At 70.6% G+C, this 20,801-nt stretch carries 15 protein-coding genes; 12 read left to right on the forward strand and 3 right to left on the reverse strand.

Annotated elements, in window-relative coordinates; translation table 11 throughout:
• Positions 1-13: 13 nt before the first annotated feature.
• Together glnD and WMF44_RS16910 are read left to right on the forward strand one after the other, a co-directional pair.
• Positions 14-2,875, forward strand: a complete 2,862-nt coding sequence (glnD, locus tag WMF44_RS16905; protein ID WP_437300142.1) for a [protein-PII] uridylyltransferase — start codon at positions 14-16, stop codon at positions 2,873-2,875.
• A complete protein-coding gene (locus WMF44_RS16910; protein ID WP_437300143.1) occupies positions 2,872-3,933 on the forward strand; it encodes a tetratricopeptide repeat protein in 1,062 nt (353 codons plus the stop codon). The genes glnD and WMF44_RS16910 overlap by 4 nt, the downstream gene beginning before the upstream one ends.
• Positions 3,934-3,951: 18 nt before the next feature.
• Here the strand turns inward: WMF44_RS16910 and WMF44_RS16915 are convergent, their stop codons facing one another.
• Positions 3,952-4,857, reverse strand: coding sequence for a ParB/RepB/Spo0J family partition protein (locus tag WMF44_RS16915; protein ID WP_437300144.1), 906 nt, complete (start codon positions 4,855-4,857; stop codon positions 3,952-3,954).
• Entirely contained in the window at positions 4,854-5,789 is a 936-nt protein-coding gene (locus WMF44_RS16920; protein WP_437300145.1) for a ParA family protein, read from the reverse strand. Before WMF44_RS16920 ends, WMF44_RS16915 begins: the two co-directional genes overlap by 4 nt.
• A gap of 579 nt (positions 5,790-6,368) precedes the next feature.
• Between WMF44_RS16920 and WMF44_RS16925 the strand changes: the two genes are divergently transcribed.
• The 9 genes from WMF44_RS16925 to WMF44_RS16965 all read left to right on the forward strand — a co-directional run bounded on the left by WMF44_RS16925 (position 6,369) and on the right by WMF44_RS16965 (position 18,186).
• Positions 6,369-6,533, forward strand: a complete 165-nt coding sequence (locus WMF44_RS16925) for a hypothetical protein (protein ID WP_012235776.1) — start codon at positions 6,369-6,371, stop codon at positions 6,531-6,533.
• 268 nt (positions 6,534-6,801) lie between these two features.
• Positions 6,802-8,070: a trigger factor gene (tig, locus tag WMF44_RS16930; RefSeq protein WP_437300146.1), complete on the forward strand. Its 1,269-nt coding sequence runs from the start codon at positions 6,802-6,804 to the stop codon at positions 8,068-8,070.
• A 297-nt stretch (positions 8,071-8,367) separates the two neighbouring features.
• On the forward strand, positions 8,368-9,012 hold the full coding sequence (locus tag WMF44_RS16935) for an ATP-dependent Clp protease proteolytic subunit (protein ID WP_020735738.1): 645 nt from the start codon (positions 8,368-8,370) through the stop codon (positions 9,010-9,012).
• Positions 9,013-9,494: 482 nt separating this feature from the next.
• Positions 9,495-10,751 (forward strand): ATP-dependent Clp protease ATP-binding subunit ClpX, encoded by a 1,257-nt coding sequence (gene clpX / locus WMF44_RS16940; RefSeq protein ID WP_012235779.1) that lies wholly within the window; start codon positions 9,495-9,497, stop codon positions 10,749-10,751.
• Positions 10,752-10,960: 209 nt separating this feature from the next.
• Entirely contained in the window at positions 10,961-13,453 is a 2,493-nt protein-coding gene (gene lon, locus WMF44_RS16945; protein WP_012235780.1) for an endopeptidase La, read from the forward strand.
• A gap of 59 nt (positions 13,454-13,512) precedes the next feature.
• Complete coding sequence (purH, locus tag WMF44_RS16950) at positions 13,513-15,081, forward strand: bifunctional phosphoribosylaminoimidazolecarboxamide formyltransferase/IMP cyclohydrolase (RefSeq protein WP_437300147.1); 1,569 nt, start codon at positions 13,513-13,515, stop codon at positions 15,079-15,081.
• A gap of 189 nt (positions 15,082-15,270) precedes the next feature.
• The gene (locus WMF44_RS16955) at positions 15,271-16,704 is read left to right on the forward strand and encodes a ParA family protein (RefSeq protein WP_437300148.1); all 1,434 of its coding nucleotides are present in this window, start codon (positions 15,271-15,273) and stop codon (positions 16,702-16,704) included.
• Between the two features lie 148 nt (positions 16,705-16,852).
• Positions 16,853-17,197 (forward strand): hypothetical protein, encoded by a 345-nt coding sequence (locus tag WMF44_RS16960; RefSeq protein ID WP_157906707.1) that lies wholly within the window; start codon positions 16,853-16,855, stop codon positions 17,195-17,197.
• A 284-nt stretch (positions 17,198-17,481) separates the two neighbouring features.
• Positions 17,482-18,186, forward strand: coding sequence for a Bax inhibitor-1/YccA family protein (locus WMF44_RS16965; protein ID WP_437300149.1), 705 nt, complete (start codon positions 17,482-17,484; stop codon positions 18,184-18,186).
• 303 nt (positions 18,187-18,489) lie between these two features.
• Here WMF44_RS16965 and WMF44_RS16970 read toward each other — a convergent pair whose 3' ends face one another.
• A complete protein-coding gene (locus WMF44_RS16970; RefSeq protein WP_437300150.1) occupies positions 18,490-18,996 on the reverse strand; it encodes a DUF4112 domain-containing protein in 507 nt (168 codons plus the stop codon).
• A gap of 214 nt (positions 18,997-19,210) precedes the next feature.
• Between WMF44_RS16970 and WMF44_RS16975 the strand changes: the two genes are divergently transcribed.
• On the forward strand, positions 19,211-20,794 hold the full coding sequence (locus WMF44_RS16975) for a hypothetical protein (RefSeq protein WP_437300151.1): 1,584 nt from the start codon (positions 19,211-19,213) through the stop codon (positions 20,792-20,794).
• Positions 20,795-20,801: the final 7 nt, after the last annotated feature.

Consider the following 20,801-nt stretch of genomic DNA (forward strand, 5'->3'; position numbering starts at 1 on the left):
AGAACGACACCGCATGAGCGTCGACCTCTCCCCCACGTCCAGGCCCAGCGGGCTCGTCGAGCTCCGCGCCGCCTACGCGCGCGAGCGCGCCGAGCTCGATCGCACGGCGCCGAGCGGCCCCACGCCGGCCGCGGACCCGGCCGCCGTCGGGGTCGCCCTCGGGCGGCGCCACGCGCGCCTGCTCGACGATCTCCTGGCGCGCCTCTTCCACCTGCTGCGCGAGTCCGGCGGGCCCAGCCGCAAGGAGTGGGACTCGGTCGCGATCGCCGGGGTCGGCGGCTACGGCCGCGGCGCGGTCGCGCTGCGGAGCGACCTCGATCTGCGCATCCTCGCCCGCAACGCCCAGCGCGCCAGCGCCATCGCGGACGCGCTGCTCTACCCGCTCTGGGACATGGGGGTCGCCGTGGGGCACCAGGTCGTCACCATCGACGACCTCATCGACGGCGCGCGGGAGGACCTGCCCACCGCGACGAGCCTGCTCGACTGGCGGCACGTCGTCGGCGACGCGTCGCTGTCGGAGTCGCTCTGGCAGCGCGCCTCGTCGGGCATCTTCGCGCACTCGGAGCTGCCCCGCTTCATCGAGCGGCTCGGGAAGGAGATCTCGCAGCGGCACGAGCGCTTCGGCGGCTCGGTCTACCTCCTGGAGCCGGACGTGAAGAACGGCGCGGGCGGGCTGCGCGATCTCGACGTCGCCCGCTGGGCCGCGAAGGCGCGCTACGGCGTCGGCGAGTTCGACGCGCTCGTCCGCTTCGGCGCGCTCGTCGCCCGCGAGGCGGAGGAGATCCGGAGCGCCGCGGAGATGCTCTGGCGCATCCGCAACCTGCTCCACGCCCACTCCGGGCGGAGGACCGACCGGCTGACGTTCGACGAGCAGGAGCTGTGCGCGGGCGCGCTCGGCTATAGCAAGGGCGCCGGTCCGGCCGACGCCGGCCGGAAGAGCGCGCCGCCCCCCGACGAGGCCGCCGTGTCGCCCGAGGCGATCGAGCGGATGATGAGCGACTACTACCGGAGCGCCCGGACCATCTCGCGCTCCCTCGACATGATCGTCTCGCGCGCCACGCCGACGCTGACGCGGCGCCGCCGCCGCGACGAGGACCTCGGCGCCGGGGTCCGCCTCTTCGACGGCTGCATCACGATGAGCGATCCGGATCTGCTGAGGACCGATCCGGCGATCGCGCTGCGGCTCGTCTCCGAGGCCGTCGAGCGCGGCGTGCCGCTCTTGCCCTACGCGCGCGGCGCGATCGTCCGCGCCGCCGGCGATCCGGCGTTCTGCGCGGCGCTCCGCGAGAGCCCCGAGGCCGCCGAGCGGTTCCGGACCCTCGTCGCCACGTGCAAGGAGACGCAGCTGCAGAGCGGCTCGGTCGTCCGCGAGCTGCACGACCTCGGCCTCCTGCTCGCGATGATCCCGGAGTTTTCGCCGGTCGTCGGGCGCGTCCACCACGACGTCTACCACGTGTACACGGTCGACGTTCACTCGGTCGCCGCCGTCGATCGGCTGGCGGCGCTCGCGCGGGGCGAGCTCGCGGGCGAGTTCGGGCTCGCGTGCCGGCTCGCCGCCGAGGCGACGCGGCCGACGATGCTGTTCTTCGCCACGCTCCTGCACGACGTGGGCAAGGCGATCGGGGGCACCGATCACAGCGGGCGCGGCGCCGAGATGGCACGGAAGATCCTGGCGCGGCTCGGCTTCCCTCAGGAGGACATCGACGAGGCGTGCCACCTCGTGCTGAAGCACCTCGTGATGTACCTCATCGCGACCCGGCGCGATCTCGACGACCCCGCGACGATCTCGGAGTTCTGCCAGGAGGTGCACGGCCGCGAGGGGCTGCGCGATCTCTACCTGCTCACGGTCGCCGACATCTCGACCACGAGCCCCACGTCGATGACGTCGTGGAAGGCGCGCATGCTCGACGAGCTCTACCTCTCCGCGGACAGGGCCCTGCGCGGCGCGCGCGAGGACGCGGGGCCGTTCGACATCGACGACCAGCGCATGGCCCGCGCGATCAGCGGCACGGTCGGCGCCCTCGAGGACCTCCCGGCCGCGAGCGAGGCCGAGCGGCGCGCGCAGCGGGACTTCCTGGCCCGCTACCTCGCGTCGATGCCCGAGCGCTACCTGCTCGCGAACAGCCCGGCCGCGATCGCCGCGCACTCGGAGCTCGCCCGGCAGCAGCAGTCCGGCGCCAACAGCGTCTCGGTCGCGCTCGTCCCGTCGCGCCACCCGGAGGCCGCGGAGGTCTGCGTCGTGGCGCCGGATCGCCCCGGCTTGCTCGCGGCGATCACGGCCGCGCTCGCGGCCTCGCGCCTCGAGGTCCACGCGGCGCAGATCCACTCGCGCGCGTGCGACGACGACGGGATGGACGACGGCGGCGTGATCCGCGCGAGGGCGGGCTCGTCCCCGCCGGCCGGCGTGCGCCTGCAGGCCGTCGACCTCTTCTGGGTGCGCGACCGCGGCGAAGGGGTAGGGGGGGTGGCGCGCGCCATCCCGAAGCTCGTGACCGACATCCAGGCGGTGCTCTCGGGGCAGCTCTCCGGCGCCGAGCTCGCCAAGAAGCGCCGGGGCGGCGCGCTGCGCGAGCGCCCGACGCCGAAGGTCCGGACGCAGGTATCCATCGACGATCGCGCCTCGCACCACACGGTGATCGAGGTCCTCACGCGCGATCGCCCCGGCCTCCTGTTCGCGATCTCGGACGCGCTCTACCAGCTCGGCCTCTCGATCTCGGTCGCCAAGATCAACACGGAGGGCACGCGCGTGGCCGACGTGTTCTACGTGAGCGAGGCGGACGGGACGAAGATCGCGAGCGGCAAGCGGACGCAAGAGGTGGAGGAGCGGCTGCACGCCGTCCTCCAGGGCCTGGACGGCGAAGGGAGTGTCGGATGAACGAGAGGTGGTTTACGCGCGCTGTGTGGACGGCGAGGCCCGCGGCGCAGCGGGTCCTCGGGGCGATGGCGCTCGCCGCGTGCGTCGCGGCGTGCGCCCTTTCGTGTGGTGGAGCGCAGGAGCCCCAGCGCGACCCGCTCCTGGCCGATCCGCCCGAGGGCAGCGACGCGGCGGCCTCGAAGGGCGCGTCGTCCACGGCGCTGGACCGGGGCGTCGCGTACATCAAGAACGAGAAGTACGAGGAGGCGAAGCCGCACCTCCTCCAGGCGATCGAGCACGAGCCGGGCAGCGCCGAGGCGCACTACTACCTCGGCCTCGCGAACGAGCAGACGAACGATCGCGCCGGCGCCGAGGCGTCGTACAAGAAGGCGCTCGCGAGCGACCCCAGGCTCGAGGCCGCCGCGCTGAACCTGGCCGCGCTCTACCTGGACGAGCCGCCTCGGCCGGACGAGGCGATCGCGGTCCTCTCGAAGGCGATCGAGCAGGCGCCGGACCGGGCGGCGCTCCACCAGAACCTGGGCTACGCGTACGGGCTGAAGGGCGACGTCGCGAACGCGAGCAAGCACTACGAGGCGGCGCTCAAGGCCGAGGACACGGCCGCCACGCGCTTCGCCTACGGCGCGATGCTGTTCGAGGCGAAGGTGCTCGACCGGGCCGCGGCCGAGCTCAGGAAGGCGCTCGCGGCGACCGGCGACGACGTGGCGACGATCGCGACGATCGGGCGGATGCTCGGGCCGGCGAAGGCCTACGCCGATTGCGTGGCGGCGTTCGACCGCGCCATCAAGCTGAAGCCGGAGGCCGAGTTCCACGTGCGCCGCGGGACGTGCCGCCACGAGCTCGGCGACGAGCCGGGGGCGCGCGCCGACTACCAGGCGGCGATCAAGGTGGACCCGCGGTTCGCGGCCGCGCACTACTACCTCGGCCTGTCGTTCCTGGCCGAGCGCAAGCCGCAGAGCGCGATCGCCGCGCTCACCGAGGCCGGGAAGCACGGCGGCGACACCGAGATCGGCAAGCGCGCCCGCGCCAAGGTGAAGGAGCTCAGCGCCAGGCTGAAGTGATCGCGCGGCCGCGCAGGGTCACGCGCCGAGCAGCGCGATGATCCTGTCGAGCTCGTCGAGCGAGCCGTAGGTGATGCCGAGCTCGCCGTGGCCGCCCGCGTCGCGCACCTCGACGCGGGTGCCGAGCCGCCGCGCGAGCCGCGCCTCCAGGTCCTTGATCGCGGGCGACTTCCCGCCGCGCTTCTTCTCGCCCGGCTCCTCGCCCTCGGCGGCCCGGAGCTCCTTCTCCTTCGCCGCCTTGATCAGCGCCTCGACCTTGCGGACGGGGAGCTTGCCGTGGACGGTCCGCTCCGCGACGTCGGCCATCACCTTGTCGCTGGGCGCGCCGAGCAGCGCGCGCGCGTGGCCCTCGCTGAGCTCGCGCGAGATGACCATCGTGCGGATCCGCGGCGGCAGCCGGAGCAGCCGGAGCGAGTTGACGATCGTCGTGCGGTCCTTGCCGACGCGCTCGGCCAGGGTCTGGTGCGTGTAGCTGTGCTCGCGCAGCAGCCGATCGAACGCCTCGGCGATCTCGATCGGGTTGAGGTCGGCCCGCTGCACGTTCTCGACGAGCGCGAGCTCGAACGCCTCCTTCGGGGAGACGTCCTTGACGACGACGAGCACCTCCCTGAGCCCCGCGCGCTGCGCGGCGCGCCACCGCCGCTCGCCCGCGATGAGCTCGAAGGCGTCGTTCCCCGCCTGCGTCCTGCGCACGATGAGCGGCTCGATGAGCCCGTGCTCGCGGATGCTGCCGGTGAGCTCCTCGAGCTCGGTCTCGTCGAAGTGCTGCCGCGGCTGCCCCTTCTGCGGGACGATCTTCTCGATCGCGCACACGAACACGCTGCGCCCCTCGGCCGCAGTCGCTGTCGCCGGCGGCGCCGCGGGGAGCAGGGCGTCGAGCCCCCGTCCGAGCGCGCGCCGCGCCCCTTTCTGATCGGCATTCATGATCTGGGTCGTGCGTCCCTCGCGCGCTCTCCGGGGTTCTGCGGGGGCGAAGGCTCGGCCGGCGGCTCCGCCTCGGCGGCGTCCCCGCGCGGCCGCTTCTTCGTGTCTGCCGCGGCGGCGGGCGGGCCGTCCAGGATCTCGCGCGCGAGGCTCAGGTAGCCCTGCGCCCCCTTCGACTGCGCATCGTAGAGCAGCGCCGGCTTGCCGTGCGACGGCGCCTCGCTGAGCTTCACGTTGCGCGGGATGATCGCGTCGAAGACGCGGAAGTGCGCCTTCACCTCGTCGGCCACCTGGTGGGTGAGCGAGTTGCGCCCGTCGTACATCGTGAGGACGACGCCCTCGACCGTGAGCTCCGGGTTGAAGGCGCTCCGCACCCGGTCGATGGTCGCCATCAGGTGCGTCAGCCCCTCGAGCGCGTAGTACTCGCACTGGAGCGGCACGAGCACCCGGTGCGCCGCGGTGAGCGCGTTCAGCGTGAGGAGCCCGAGCGACGGCGGGCAATCGAGCACGACGTAGTCGTAGCCCGCGAGCTGCGGGCGCAGGGCGTTGCGCAGCCGCACCGCGCGGTCGTCCGCGTCGACCAGCTCGAGCTCCGCCGCGACGAGGTCCTGGGTCGCGGGCACCACGCCGAGCAGCGGCACCTCGGTCGCGACGATCGCGTCCTTCAGCGCCGCCCGCCCGATCAGGACGTCGTAGAGGGACAGCTCGAAGCTCCCGCGCCGCACGCCGACGCCGCTCGAGGCGTTCCCCTGCGGATCGCAGTCGACGAGCAGCGTACGGCACTCTGCCGCGGCGAAGCTCGCGGCCAGGTTGACCGAGGTCGTGGTCTTGCCGACGCCCCCCTTCTGGTTGGCGACGGCGAAGATGACAGGCGAAGGCTTGGGGGCGGAGCCGGGCTTGCCGGGCGCGCCCCCCTCGTTGGGCGATGGCATCGTGCTGTGTCGCGTCCGACCAGGCTGCTTACACGACCCCCATCGGCACGTCGAGAGATGCGGGCGCCTCGACACAAACGTTCGACCGAGCGTGCGGGTCCGTCCTGCGGTCGGCCCAGCGCGCGGGGGGCGTCGTCACCCGCTCGCCGCCATCCCACCGTTCGCTCGCCAGATTGTTGGCCTGAACGGCAGGGGAATCTACAGTGCCCACATGTCGCTTGATGTAGGCAAAGGTGGCCGAACGGCGAAGGCGTGGGCACGCGGTCGCGCCTCGAGGCGAGGCCGCTGCTTCGGCCTCGGCGGGGCGCTGCTCGCCTGCTGCGACCCGGGGCCCGTCGATCGGGTCCTTGCGCGCGCTTTCTGGTGCGACGGGCGCGGCCCTGCGCCGCTCGCTCCTGCGCAGGTCCTCGTGCTTTCGCCTTCGCTTCAACGCAGGTCGGCGCTCGGCTCGCGCCGTCGTCCGCCCTCGACCTCGAGTCGCGGGACGACGTCGACCGCCCCTTGATCACGGACGTGGTGCCCAGCTTCGCCGAGCAGACCGACGCACCGACGTCGCCTCGGCACATGTGAGGAGGACAGATGCCGCTTCCCAGGTCGTATCAGAGCTTTTCAGAGTTCGAGCGGGAGATTCTCCGCCCGAGCCGTGTGGGCTTCTCGCTCGAGGACATCGTCGAGGAGGAGGGGTCCTTCGACGCCGAGCTCGACTTCGACAAGGACCCCTTCGACGTCTCGGACGACGACTGAGCGCGGCCGCGCGGCGGCGAGGCGGCGAGGCGCGCCTTCAGCGTCCTCGCACGTCCTCGCGGTCGCGCTCGGCGCTGCTGCTCCGTCGCGTCACCAGCGCCGGCGCTGCGCGGCGCTCCACATCAGCTTGCACGATCCCTCCCGGGATCCGAGCCCCGGCGGCCGCCTCTCCGCCGGGGCTCCTTTTTTTTTAAAGCAGCGTCCTGTCGCTCGTCTTGACCCCCCCAGCGACGCGTGGCACGAGTGCCGCCCTTCGAAAAAAACGGCCATGCAAGTCAACGTCGAAAAGCTTTCTCCCGTGCTGATGGAGTTTCAGGTGGAGGTCCCCGCGGACCGGGTCCGGAGCGAGGTCGACAAGGCCTATACGGCGCTCCAGCGGACGGCCCGGGTCCGGGGCTACCGGCCTGGCAAGGCGCCGCGCCAGGTGCTCGCGCACCTCTACGGCGGCCGCATCCACGCCGATGTCGCCCAGCGGCTCGTCGACGCCACGCTGAACCAGGCGCTCGCCGACAAGCAGGTGCAGCCCCTGTCCCAGCCGGCGATCGCGCCCACCGAGCTCCGCCCTGACGACGCGTTCTCCTACAAGGCCCGCTTCGAGGTCCGCCCCGACATCGCCGAGGTGAAGTGGGAGGGCTTCGAGGTGAAGCGCCCCTCGACCACGCCGAGCGACGAGATGATCGACGCCGAGATCACCGCCCTCCGGCGCGAGCACTCGACGCTGCAGGCGCCCGAGCCGGAGCGCCCCGCGGCGAAGGGGGATGTCGCGACGATCGCGTTCACCCTCGAGGTCGACGGCGCGCTGCGCGACACGAAGGAGCAGGAGATCGAGACCGAGCTCGGCAGCGGCCAGGTCTTCAAGGAGATCGAGGACGCGCTCGCCGGGATGACGCCCGGCCAGTCGAAGGACGTCCAGGTCACGTTCTCCGAGCAGCACTCCAACGCGGATCTGCGGGGCAAGCAGGCGACCTTCCACATCACGCTGAAGGATCTGCGGGAGCGCATCTTCCCCGAGGTCGACGATGAGTTCGCGAAGGACTGCGGCGACGAGAGCCTGTCCGCGCTCCGCGAGTCGCTCCGCAAGAAGCTCGAGAAGGAGCTGACGCAGCGGGCGAGCGACGCCGTCGCCGAGCAGCTCGTGGTGGAGCTCTGCAAGGCGAACCCGATCCCGGTCCCGCCGTCGCTCGTCGATCAGCAGGCGCAGCTCGCCGAGCGCGAGCTGCTCGCGACGGCGCGGAGGCAGGGGCAGCGCGTCGATCCGACGCCGGAGTTCCGCGCCCGCGTGCGGCTCGACGCCGAGATGAAGGTGCGCGCGGGCCTGGTCATGGCCGAGATCGCGAAGGCGAAGGCGGTCAGGATCACCGAGGCCGACCTCGAGAAGGGCTACGAGGAGCTCGCCGAGCAGACCGGCAAGAACGTGGCGAAGATCAAGGCGGAGTACCGCGAGCCCCAGAAGCGCGAGCTCTTCGCCGGGATGATCCTCGAGGACAAGATCCTCGACATCATCGAGGCTGCGGCGAAGGTCGCCGACGCGAGCTAGCCCCGCCCAGCAGCGGTCCGGCGCGGAATGGCCGGACTCCTGCACCGCACGCCGGCGCCTCAGCTCTGCTGCGCCGGCGTGCGCCGTTTGTCCAGGTCGCGCCTCTCGCGCTCTCGATCGACGTCGGGCGCGCGCGGCCGGATCGCGCGGGCCGCGGCGCCCCGCGTGTTCCGTGCGCCGCGCGGCGAGCGGCCGATATTTCCGGTAACCTCGGGCGCGTTCGGTCTTGCGATCGGACGCAGTCTGGCCCAGGAGTAGAGCCCCTGCCGCGCGGCAGCGAACCCCCCGGAGCACCGGATGACCCGACGAGTCGAAACCCGCACCCAAGCCATCGAGTTTCTCGAACGCGAGAAGGCCTACATCCTCCCGACGGTCACCGAGGTGACCCACCGCGGCGAGCGGGAGTGGAACATCTTCAGCCGTCTCCTCAAGGATCGCATCGTCTTCATCGGCACGGAGATCGACGACTTCGTCGCGAACGCCGTGATCGCGCAGTTCCTCTTCCTGGAGAGCGAGGATCCCGAGAAGGAGATCCAGGTCTACATCAACAGTCCGGGCGGCGTCGTGACGTCGGGGCTCGCGATGTACGACACGATGCAGTACGTGCGTTGCCCGGTGTCGACGATGTGCATCGGCCAGGCCGCGTCGATGGGCGCCGTGCTGCTCGGCGCCGGTCGCAAGGGCCGGCGCTTCGCGCTGCCGCACGCGCGGATGATGATCCACCAGCCGCTCGGCGGCGCGCGCGGCCAGGCGACGGACATCGAGATCCAGGCGCGCGAGATCAAGAAGATCAAGGAGACGCTGATCGACATCCTCGTCGACGCGACCGGCAAGAACCGGGACGAGCTGGCGAGGGACATCGAGCGCGACTTCTACCTGAGCGCGACGCAGGCCAAGGAGTATGGCCTGATCGACGAGGTCTTCCCGAAGCGGAACAAGTAGGTGGCCGCGCCGCCGCGTCCGGCGGGCGTGCTCGGGATGAAGGCCGGCGCGGCGCCGCCCCGGGCCGCGCCGCGGCGCGGCGTCGCGATGCCACGCCGCGCGCCACCGCTGTGGCGGGCGGAGCATTGCACGCGGGCGCGCAGCAGCGGAGCACGCGGGCTCGGCGCCGCATGCGCCGCGCGGAGCTCGCTCGATCCGCTGTTTTTCGCGCTTTTCGCGCGATGCGCGGCCGCGCCGGCGGCCGATCGCGGGGCGCCATCGGGTGATTCCCTGACTTCGGCCACAGGCTGGAGACCACCCCCGTTAGCTTGCGACGGTACGGGCACCGCACTAGAATCCGAGCGCGGCGTTTGGCTGCGCATCGCTGAAAATCCAGGGGACGGTGGAAGCCGTTCCCGCCGCAAGTTGGAGGGGCCGCCGCCGCGGCGGGACCCCACCTCTCATTGAAGCGGTAGCGTCGGCAGACCGCACTGAGGGTCGAAGTGGAGCGAAGGCGGGACGATCACTCGAATGGCAATCTAAGCTGCTCCTTCTGCGGCAAGTCGCAGAAAGAGGTGAAGAAGCTCATCGCGGGCCCCACGGTGTACATCTGCGATGAGTGCATCGGGCTGTGCAATGACATCATCGCGGAGGAGGTCGAGAAGGACGAGCCGTACGCGGGGTCGACCCCGGTGCCCAAGCCCGCCGACATCAAAGCGACCTTGGACGAGTACGTCGTCGGCCAGAACCGCGCCAAGAAGATCCTCGCTGTGGCGGTGCACAACCACTACAAGCGCATCGACAGCCGGGTCTCCTCGGACGACGTGGAGCTGTCCAAGTCGAACATCCTCCTGCTGGGGCCGACGGGGTCCGGCAAGACCCTGCTCGCGCAGACGCTCGCCAAGATCATCAACGTCCCCTTCGCCATCGCGGACGCGACGACGCTGACCGAGGCGGGGTACGTCGGCGAGGACGTCGAGAACATCATCGTCCAGCTCCTGCAGAACGCGGATCACGACGTCGAGCGCGCGCAGCGCGGCATCGTCTACATCGACGAGATCGACAAGATCAGCCGGAAGAGCGACAACCCGAGCATCACCCGCGACGTCTCCGGAGAGGGCGTGCAGCAGGCGCTGCTCAAGATCATCGAGGGGACGATCGCCAATGTCCCCCCGAAGGGCGGGCGCAAGCACCCGCAGCAGGATTTCCTGCAGGTCGACACGACGAACATCCTGTTCATCTGCGGCGGCGCGTTCGTCGGGCTCGATCAGATCATCCAGCGGCGCATCGGCCAGAACACCCTCGGCTTCGGCGCGGACATCAAGGCGAAGAAGGACTTCAAGCTGGGCGACCTGCTCAGCGTCGTCCAGCCGGAGGACCTCCTCAAGTTCGGGCTCATCCCGGAGTTCATCGGGCGCCTGCCGGTCGTGGCGACGCTCCACGAACTGAACGAGGAGGCGCTCATCGACATCCTCACGAAGCCGAAGAACAGCCTGGTCAAGCAGTACCAGAAGCTCTTCGAGATGGACGGGGTGAAGGTCAAGTTCACCCGCGGCGCGCTCGTGGCGGTGGCTCGCCAGGCCCTCGAGAGGAACAGCGGCGCCCGCGGTCTTCGCGCCATCCTCGAGTCGGCGATGCTCGACATCATGTACGACGTCCCGTCCCGCACGGGGATCAAGGAGGTCGTCGTCAGCGAGGACGTGATCGTGAAGCACGAGCCTCCGCTCATCGTGTACACGAAGGAGGCGGAGCTCGCGTAGCGCTGACCCCCGGGGGGCGGCGGGCCGGAGCGCAGGCGCGGCCCGAGCCGTGCGCCCTCACCCCCCGGATGCGCCTCCGAGCGTGCCGGCGCCGCGTGTCCCTGGAGGGCAGCGGGACGAGCCGGCGGAAGTTCAGCATCAGATCCAGGCATTTGTGACAACCGAGGCGGGGGTGCCCCGACCTCCCGATACTCCCGGAAAGACGGCGGATGTTCTTCAAGAACGACAGTGATCGCGGCAAGAACGCACCCGAGCGCGGGATCGTCCCGTTGCTCCCGCTTCGCGACATCATCGTCTTTCCACACATGGTCTCGCAGCTGTTCGTCGGGCGCGAGCGCAGCATCGCCGCGCTCGACGAGGCGATGAACCGCGGCAAGGAGATCTTCCTCGCCGCGCAGCGCAACGCGAAGACGAACGATCCGACGCCGGACGACATCTTCGGCGTCGGATCGGTCGGCGCGATCATGCAGCTGCTCCGCCTCCCGGACGGCACCGTCAAGGTCCTCATCGAGGGCAAGCGCCGGGCGCGCATCCGCCGCTACGTCCAGAGCGATGCGTACTTCCTGATCGAGTACGACGAGATCGTCGAGAGCTCGGTCGCGAGCGTCGAGGTCGAGGCGCTGATGCGCTCGGTCCAGTCGACGTTCGAGATGTACGTCAAGCTCAACAAGAAGATCCAGCCCGAGGTCCTGATGGCGGTGCAGGCCATCGACGAGGCCTCGCGGCTGGCCGACACCATCATCGCCAACCTGCCGACCATCAAGCTGACCGACCGGCAGGCGCTGCTCGAGATGGAGGAGCCACAGAAGCGGCTCGAGCGTCTCATCGAGTTGATGCAGGCCGAGATCGAGATTCTCCAGGTGGAGAAGAAGATCCGGAGTCGCGTCAAGAAGCAGATGGAGAAGACGCAGAAGGAGTACTATCTCAACGAGCAGATGCAGGCCATCCAGAAGGAGCTGGGCGGCGGCGAGCGCGACGAGTTCAAGAACGAGATCCAGGAGATCGAAGAGGCCCTCAAGACCAAGCGGATGAGCAAGGAGGCCGCCGCGAAGGTCAAGAAGGAGCTCAAGAAGCTGAAGATGATGCACCCCACGAGCGCCGAGGCGACCGTGGTGCGCAACTACATCGATTGGATCCTGGAGCTCCCCTGGTACGACAAGAGCGAGGAGCGTTATGACCTCGTCGAGGCCGAGCGGATCCTCGATGAGGACCACTACGGCCTCAAGAAGATCAAGGAGCGGATCCTCGAGTACCTGGCGGTCCAGGCGCTCACGAAGAAGCTCAAGGGCCCGGTGCTCTGCTTCGTCGGGCCGCCCGGCGTCGGCAAGACGAGCCTGGCGAAGTCGATCGCGCGCGCGACGGGGCGCAAGTTCGTGAGGCTGTCGCTCGGCGGCGTGCGCGACGAGGCGGAGATCCGCGGCCACCGCCGGACGTACATCGGCGCGCTGCCCGGCAAGCTGATCCAGTCGCTCAAGAAGGTCGGGACGAACAACCCCGTGTTCCTGCTCGACGAGGTCGACAAGATGTCGACCGACTTCCGCGGGGATCCGGCGGCAGCGCTGCTCGAGGTGCTCGATCCTGAGCAGAACCACACGTTCAACGACCATTACCTGGATCTCGATTACGACCTCTCCGACGTGATGTTCATCACGACGGCGAACACGCTCTCCGGCATCCCGGTGCCGCTCCAGGACCGCATGGAGGTCATCCAGCTCTCGGGCTACACGGAGTTCGAGAAGCTGAACATCGCGGTGAAGTACCTCGTGCCGCGGCAGCGCAAGGAGTGCGGCCTCGAGGACGTGTCGCTCGACTTCACGGAGGGCGCGCTCCGGACGATCATCCACCACTACACGAAGGAGAGCGGCGTGCGCTCGCTGGAGCGCGAGATCGCGAGCGTCTGCCGCAAGGTGGCCAGGCGGGTGGTGTCCGACGGCAAGGAGAAGCCGATCGAGGTCGTCGCGAAGAGCATCCCGAAGTACCTCGGCGTCCCGAAGTACCGGCTCGGCCGGCGCGAGGAGCGCGATGAGGTGGGCCTCGTGAACGGCCTCGCCGTGACCAACGTCGGGGGTGATCTGCTCCCTGCCGAGGCGACGGTGGTGCCGGGCAAGGGCAAGCTCGTGATCACCGGGCTGCTCGAGAAGGGGATGGAGGAGAGCGGGCACGCGGCGATGAGCTATGTGCGCTCGCGCCTCGACCGCCTCGGGCTCGAGGCGGACGTCTATCAGAAGGTCGACGTCCACATTCACTTCCCCGATTTCGTCCGCAAGGACGGGCCCAGCGCCGGCGTCACGATGGTGACCGCGCTCGTCAGCTCGCTCATGAAGGTGCCTGTCCGGAGGGATCTCGCGATGACGGGCGAGATCACCCTGCGCGGGCGCGTGATGCCGATCGGCGGGCTCAAGGAGAAGCTGCTCGCGGCCCACCGCGGCGGCATCGCGACCGTCATCCTGCCGAAGGAGAACCGGAAGGATCTCCGGGACGTGCCGCGGCGGGTGCTGAAGGCGCTGCGGCTCGTGCTCGTCGAGCACGTCGACGACGTGCTCCGTGAGGCGCTCATCCTGCCGGACGCCTATGCGATCTTCGGGCCGCCCAAGGGCGTCCTGGAGTACCGGGACGGCGAGCTCGTCACCGAGGCGGCGCCGGTCAAGGCGCCGCCGGCCGCGGCGGGCGAGCCGACGCCGGCCGCGCCGCCCGGCGCGTGAGCGCGGCGCCGTCGGATAGGCTGGCGGTCGCCGCAGAGACGCACTAGCTCTGCGTCGCCATGATTCGACGCGCACTGATTTCGGTATCCGACAAGACGGGATTGCTCCCGCTGGCCAGGCGGCTCGCGGAGAAGGGCGTGGAGATCCTCTCGACCGGGGGGACGCAGCGGGCGCTCGCGGACGCCGGCGTGCCGGTCGTCGGGGTGGAGGCCTATACCGGCTCTCCCGAGGTCATGGATGGCCGGGTGAAGACGCTCCATCCGCGGGTGCACGGCGGCATCCTGATGCGCGGCGCGATCGACGACGAGGACCTCGCGCGGCTCGGCGGAGCGCCGATCGATCTCGTGGTGTGCAATCTCTATCCCTTCGAGGCGACCGTCAGGAAGCCGGGGGTCACGCACCCCGAGATCATCGAGAACATCGATATCGGCGGGCCGTCGATGGTGCGGAGCGCGGCCAAGAACCACGCGCGCGTCGCGGTGGTGGTCGATCCGGCCGACTACGATGCTGTGCTCGCCGAGATCGACAGGCAAGGTGAGGTGTCGAGCGCCACCCGCCGCCGGCTCGCCACCAAGGCGTTTGCGCACACGGCGGCCTACGACGGGATGGTGTCCGGTTACCTTTCCTCGCTCCCCGAGGAGGGTGAGCCGAGCGCGGCGGAGCGCGAGGCTTATCCGCGCTTCCTCACGCTCGCCCTCGAGCGGGCCTATCCGCTCCGGTACGGCGAGAACCCGCACCAGTCCGGCGCCTTCTATCGTGAGCGGGGCGCGGCCGCGGGGTCGCTCGCGCTGGCGGAGTCGCTGGGCGCGGGCGGCAAGGAGCTCTCGTTCAACAACCTCGTCGACGTGGACGCCGCGTTCGAGGCGGTGCGCGAGCTCACGCAGCCCGCCGCGGTCGTCGTGAAGCACACGAACCCGTGCGGCGTCGCGACCGGCGACAGCCTCGCGGCCGCCTACAGGACGGCGCGCGACGCGGACGCCGTGAGCGCCTTCGGTGGGATCGTCGCCCTGAACCGCGAGGTCGACCGCGCTGCCGCCGAGGTGCTCGTCGAGACGTTCCTGGAGTGCGTTGTCGCGCCCGCCTATACGCCCGATGCGCTGGAGGTGCTCCGGACCAAGAAGAACCTCCGGCTGCTCGCGACCGGCGCGCTCCTGCCCGCGGATCACCGGGAGCTGACGTTCAAGCGCGTCGGCGGCGGCCTGGTGGTCCAGGAGCGGGACGCCTCGGCGGCCGGCGAGGTGCGCGGCGGCCGGGTCGTGACGAAGCGCGCGCCGACCGAGAAGGAGCTCGAGGCGCTCGATCTCGGTTGGCGCGTCTGCAAGCACGTGAAATCCAACGCGATTGTGCTCGCGATTCCAGGGAGGACGGTCGGAATCGGCGCCGGACAGATGTCGCGGGTCGAGAGCGTGCGCATCGCCTGCAGCAAGGCGGGCGAGCGGGCTCGCGGGAGCGTCCTCGCGTCGGACGCGTTCTTCCCGTTCCCGGACAACGTGGTGCTCGCCGCGGAGCACGGGATCACGGCGGTCGCGCAGCCGGGCGGCAGCGTGAAGGACGCGGAGGTCATCGCCGCGGCCGACGCGGCGGGGATCGCGATGGTGTTCACCGGGGCCCGGCACTTCCGTCACTGAGCCGGTCTGGCACCGAGGTCCCGCCGCTGAACCGCCTCGCGCCTCTGTCCCGGGATGCGCGCGCTCCCACGCCCTTGCGTCGGAAGGGTGGGTCACGCTCGCAGAAAAGTTGACCTTTGCGCCTTGACTGTGATGATGGTCAACGCTGCGCCTGGGCAAAGCGCTGTGCGCGGCGCGAAGGAGCGAGCTGTGGGCGGAATCAGCGAGACGTGCAGCGTGTGCGGGACCGGATTCGAGGTCCAGTTCCGGTACCAGATGGAGGAGAAAGACGGCGGCTTCTCCTTCTTCTGCTCGCAGAAATGCCTGGAAAAGAGCCAGCTCGGCGGGCAGGACGGCGCCGTGCTCGCCACGTGCGACGCGTGCGCGAAGCGGTTTCCGCCGGATCTCGTGTCCCAGGTGCTCTACGTCGCCGGGCGCCGGCACTACGCGTGCTCGCTGGGGTGCCGGACGCAGCTGGTCCGTGAGGCGAAGGGGGTGCGGCTCGGCGACATCGCGGCGGCGGCCGCGGCGCCGGCCGAGGGAGCGACGCCGAGCGGTGACGAGGCGCCGCCGGCAGGAGGCGGGTCGCGCGCCGCCGTGGCGGCAGGTGAGCCGGCGCCGCCGGCGGCTCGGGCGAGCGCCCAGGGTGAGGCGACGGGGCGGGCCGCGCCGGCCGCGTCTGCCGCTCGCCCGGCGGAGGTCAAAGGGCAGGGCGCGGTCGCGGTGCCCCTGTCGCCGGCGGGGGGCGCGAAGCGGCCGGCGCAGCCGCCGCAGCGTCCGGCCGGGGTGCCCCGCTGCCTGGCCGTGTTCAACCACAAGGGCGGTACGGGCAAGACGACGACGGCCGTGAGCGTGGCGGCCGGGCTCGCGGCGCGCGACAAGCGGGTGCTCCTCGTCGACACCGACGCGCAGGGGAACGTCTCTGTCTCGCTCGGCGCGGGCGCGGAGCGGTCGCTCTATCACGTGCTCGTGATGGGGCTCCGGGTCGCGGACGCGACCAAGACGGTGCGACCGAACCTGGATCTCCTGCCGTCCAACGAGACGCTCGCCGCGGCAGAGCTCTACCTGGCAGGGCGCCAGAACCGCGACCGCGTGCTCTCGGATCGCCTCTCCGCCGCGGCGGCCGAGTACGATTACGTGGTGCTCGACTGCTCGCCGAGCCTGTCGTTGATGAACCAGAACGCGCTGGTGTTCGCCGACAGCGTGCTCGTCCCGGTCGCGTGCGACTATCTGTCGCTCGTCGGCGTCCGGCAGGTGATCAAGACGGTGAAGAACGTGAACGCGCTGCTGCATCACCCGGTGCAGATCTGGGGCGTGCTGCCGACCTTCTACGACGGCCGCGCGAAGATCGCGCGCGAGGCGGTGAGCACGATGAAGCAGCACTTCGGGGAGCGCTGCCTCGCGCCGATCCGGCAGGCGATCAAGGTCAAGGAGGCGCCCGCGCAAGGGCAGACGATCTTCGAGTACGCGTCGGGAACCCCTGCCGCGGACGACTACCTCGCGGTGGTCGATCGCATCATCGAGAGCCGCGAGCGCAGCACGGCGGGCCCCGAGGCAGGGGCGGCGCGCGACGGGACAGCATGGAGCGTCGACCGGGGGGACGCGGCCACCGAGCGGCCGGGCGCTGCGGCGGCGGGGGCGTGAAGGGACCCGCGGACGCGGAGTCCCGCTGGATGAAGGGACCCGCGGACGCGGGGTCCCGCTGGATGAAGGACCCGCGGACGCGGGGGTTCGCTGAATGAAGGGCCCGCAGTCGCGGAGCCTCGACCGGGCAGGGGAGCTGGAGGAAGCAATGAAAAGCGAAGGCGATCTCGGGGGCGCCGCGCGGGCGCTGCTCGATCGCGACGAAGTGGAAGGTGTTTTGTCCGGGGCGTTCTATACGTCCACGGAAGCGCCTCGCGTGCGCGCGAAGGCCCGGACGAGCGGCGCCGCATCCGAGCCGGGTGCTGCGCCGGCGCCGGAGAGACCGCAGCACTACAAGGTCATCTGTATCTCGATGTACACCGAGGATCTCGAGCGGCTGGACGAGATGGTCAGCTCGCTCAAGGCGCGCGGGATGACCAAGGCCAACAGGAGCGCGCTGATCCGGCACGCGCTCTCCCAGGTGGACCTCGACAAGATCCCGAAGGGGATTTAATCCCTTCTTCCAGGGAGACTTCGACAGGACACGGCGCGCGACGTCCGCATTTCCATCATCGTGCGGCGGGCGCGGCGGGCGCGGCGGGCTCCGGGGGGCCCTGCGCGGTGCCGTGGGGGACCTGCGACCGGCCGGCTTTCCCGGGAGCCGGCGAGCGGCGGAGGGCCCCTGCACAGGCGCCGGCGCTCGCGGCGTCGTGGCGCTGCGCCTCGTCCCCCGGCCGCCTCGCCGCGGGCATGCGGCGTGCTTCACGTGCTAGAGTCGAGGCCTACCAGAGAGGGAACATGGACCAGAACTACGTAGGATACGGGACACGCTCGTCGGTGCTCCGCGCCGGTGCCGAGTCGCGCGAGCGCTTCATCGTGCGAACGTACAACCACCTGTTCGGTGCGATCGTCCTCTTCGCTGCGATCCAGGTCGCGCTGTTCAAGACCGGCGTCGCCTCGGTCATCGCCAGGGCGATGATGGGCACGAGCTGGCTGCTGGTTCTCGGGGCGTTCATGCTCGTGAGCTGGCTGGCCAGCCGCGCGGCGCACACGTCGGTCTCGAAGCCGGCGCAGTACGCCGCGCTCGGCGGCTTCGTGCTCGCCCAGGCGATCGTCTTCGTGCCGCTCCTTTACATCGCGGACATGGTCGCTCCCGGCGCGATCCAGAGCGCTGGGCTCGCCACGATGGCCGGCTTCGCCGGGCTCACCGCGATCGCGTTCGTGACCCGCAAGGATTTCTCGTTCCTTGGGGCTCTCCTGCGCTGGGGCGCCATCTGCGCGCTCGTCCTCATCGCGGCAGGCGCGCTGTTCGGCTTCCAGCTCGGCACCTTCTTCAGCGTCGCCATGGTCGCGTTCGCTGGGGCCGCCATCCTCTACGACACGTCGAACATCCTGCACCACTTCCCCGAGGACCGGTACGTCGGCGCCGCGCTCGAGCTCTTCGCGTCGGTCGCCATGCTGTTCTGGCATGTGCTCCGTCTCTTCATAAGCTCCCGCGACTGAGCGGGGCGCACCCGCTTCGGATACGGGCCCACCTCGACGTTTTCGGTGCTCGGCGTACGAGAGTACGCCTGTGCGCCGAAAACGCCGATCTGGGCCCGTCTCCTGTGCGGGTGCACCCCGCTCGGGCGGGGGCCGTCGCGGAGAAGGGTTCGGGCGGGGGGCGTTGCGGAGAGGGACTCGGGCGGGGGGCGTTGCGGAGAGGGACTCGGGCGGGGGGCGTTGCGGAGAGGGACTCGGGCGGGGGGCGTTGCGGAGGAGTGAGGAGAGGGGGCGTCCGTTGCGGAGGAGTGAGGAGAGGGGGCGTCAGGAGCCGAAGAGGGCTTGTAGCGCTCTCGTCAGCGAGAAGAGCATGAGAGCTGCCAGGGCGAGGATGCCTGCCAGCGCCAGGAACAGGCCGGCGTAGAAACGAAGATTCGAGGGCGGCGCGCCGCCCTGCGTTCGCGCTGCGAGGTGGGCGCGCAGCAAGTCGAGGTTGCGCGCGTTCGCCTTGTAGGTCGCATCGAAGAGATCGCCTACGAGTGGGACCGTGCCGAGCAGCGTCTCGAGGCCCACGTTGAGCACCATGCGCAGCACCGCGGAGGCGGGGAGACGGTAACGCGTCGCCGCGAGCACGATGTAAATCGAGAGCGCGAAACCGATGAGATCGCCGACCCCAGGGATCAACCCGATCACGGCGTCGTAGCCGACCCGGTAGCCGACTCCAGGGATACGGATCGAGTTGTCCAGAAAATGCCCGAGGGCGTTCAAGCGTTTTAGCCGCTCGTCCTCGAGATCAACGGCCTTCAGCGGGGCGAGCGGCGGCACGGGCATGGCGGACCCATCTCTGCGAAGCGGATCAGACATCCGTTGCAGTTTACTTCTCGCCCCCTCGAACGGCGACTCGAGAGAGACCGCGGGGCGGCGTCGCAGGGACGCGCGGCGCGGGGGCGAGGATCGGGCAGGAGCACGTCGCCTCGAGAGGGGGTCGCGGGCGGGCGCTGCCGCCATTGCGGCGACGGCGCCGTGATCCATGCTGGCGCCTGCCATGCCGAGCCCGCGCGCCCTGGTTCGCAGCTCCGGAGCGCGCCGAGCGCTGCTCGGCCTCGCCAGCGCGCTGCTCGGGACGCTCGGCGGAGGCGAGGCGCGCGCGCAGGGAAGGTACGAATCCGCGCTCCTCGGCGGGCGATCGGCGCTCCTGGGGGGCACGGGCGTCGTGCTGGGCGTCGACGGCGCCGCGCCCTTCCTGAACCCAGCCACGATCGTCCGCATCGAGGACCGGAACATCGCGTTCTCGTCGGCGTTCTTCCGCTATGCGCACCGCACACTGCAACGGTGGCACCAGCCAGGGCCGGTCGACCCCGGCCTCTACGGCGATCTCCGGCTCGATCGCACGTCGGTGAGCGATCATGGGCTGGACAGCCTCCCCGACGCGACATGCTATTTCTTCAACTGGAAGAGCGGCGCACGAGGCGCGGATTCGACGCGGGTGCCGGTCGGCCGCCAGGTCGTCGCCGCCTGCCTCGGAAAGACGGAGGAGAACGAGTTCGGGTTCGACGCGCTGCGATTCTCGGGGGAGTCCGCCTCGCGGCGCGTGAGCCAGGCACAGACGCTCCGCTACGCGTGGGGTCGCTTCAGCGCCGGCCCTTCGTGGAGCTACAGCGCCACCCCGCGCCTCGCCGTGGGCGCCTCGCTCTCGCTCGTGCGCACCCGCTACGCGAGCTCGCTCGGCGTCGCCAGCCTCGTGGAGGACACCAGCGCGGGCTCGGCGAGCAGCGCTACCTACCAGGCCGCGCTCTCGGGCGATTCATGGGACCTCCTGGCGCACCTCGGCGTGACGTACCGGCTGAACCGGGTGTTCTCGGCCGGGATCAGCCTGCGGACGCCCAGCGTTCACGCCGTCGACTCCCTGGACGCGAGCTACGCCGACACGCGCGCCGACGGGACGGCGGCGGCGCGCTACTGGGCCGGTGAAGGGGAGTTCGTGGCCCCCTCTCCAGCCCGCGTCGCGGTCGGCGCGAGCGCGGAGTGGAGCAGGCTGCGGCTGGAGCTCGACGGCTTCTTCTACATGGGCCAGCGCGAGTTCGCGCGGATCGCCGCCGATCGCGAGGAGATCGCGATCGCGGGGGGCGCGGTGACGAGCCGGGCGCGGGGCCGCCTCGACATCGTCGAGGCGGCGGCGCCCATCGTCAACGTCGGGCTCGGCGCCGAGGTGTTCCTCACGCGCGACCTCAGCCTCGTGGGCGGCGTCGCCTCCGATTTCAACGCGCTGTCGAGCCTGCGAGGCCCCATGTCCGCCGAGTCGAAGCTCTTCTTCGAGCGGATGAGCGGCGCCCACGCGTCGCTCGGGTTGGTCTCCTATACCCGGTACGGCGACCTCGTGTTCGGCGCGCGCCTCGATTACGCGGCCGGGCAGATGGCGGCCGTCAACGCGTTCGCGTCGCCGGTGCGGCTGGAGCCCATCGACTGCAGCGAGATCGGCGCGACCCTGGTGGTCGCCGGGAGGATCAGCCTGCGCACCGTGGAGGACGTGGCGCGCGAGATCGGCGACGCCGTGGAGGGCTCGGCCGCCGCGCCCCCCGAGCGGACCAGGCCGAGGGAGCCGATGCGGGCGCCTGTTCGAGAAGACTGAGCGGCGC

The sequence above is a fragment of the Sorangium sp. So ce426 genome, assembly GCF_051475585.1.
GTDB classification, from domain to species: Bacteria; Myxococcota_A; Polyangia; order Polyangiales; family Polyangiaceae; genus Sorangium; species Sorangium cellulosum_B.